The organism is Vibrio sp. YT-19(2023) (genome assembly GCF_033337395.1).
The window spans coordinates 1-641 of sequence record NZ_JAWOQN010000649.1 but is presented as its reverse complement, the minus strand read 5'-3'; the positions used below and the strand labels follow the sequence as shown (position 1 = coordinate 641).

Below are 641 nucleotides of genomic sequence, written 5' to 3'. Positions count from 1 at the left end.
TAAAGTGTTTTCTTGGGTATTGAGTGCGCAGTTCTAAGAAAAACTGGCAAATGAACAAAGCATGCTGGTTCAACGTGCTACAACCAGCATACTCAATCAGGCAGAAAACCATCTTTTTCTGCCTGAGATTGAAATAAGTGAGTGCTTACTTAATTAGACCCACTTCTTTGTAGTATTTTTCTGCACCAGGGTGAAGAGGGATAGAAATACCTGCTTTCACCATGTCTTCTTTTTTCAGGTTAGCAAAAGCTGGATGCAGACGTTTGAAGGTGTCGAAGTTCTCGAACACGGCTTTAGCAACGTTGTATGCAACTTCATCAGAAACATCAGCTGTTGTTACCATTGTTGCTGCAACACCAAAGCTCTTCACGTCTTTATCTGTACCACGGTACATACCAGCCGGCACTGTGCTGAATGCGTAGTACGGGTTATCTGCGACGATCTTGTCGATCTTAGGACCAGTTGCAGGCACTAGCTTCGCATCACATGATGTGGTTGCTTCTTTGATTGAACCGTTTGGATGGCCAACCATGTAGATGAACGCATCAATTTTGTTGTCACAAAGGGCTTGAGAACGCTCTGAGCCTTTTAGCTCTGAAGCAAGTTTGAAGCTGTCATTTGTCCAGCCCATTGCATCCATT

The 641-nt window shown here is 43.8% G+C and carries 1 protein-coding gene; it reads right to left on the bottom strand.

Translation table 11 applies throughout. The features are described from left to right. Window positions 1-145 precede the first annotated feature (145 nt). Window positions 146-641: TAXI family TRAP transporter solute-binding subunit (locus R7E78_RS27675; protein WP_318058824.1), on the bottom strand; the 496-nt coding region annotated here is incomplete at its 5' end.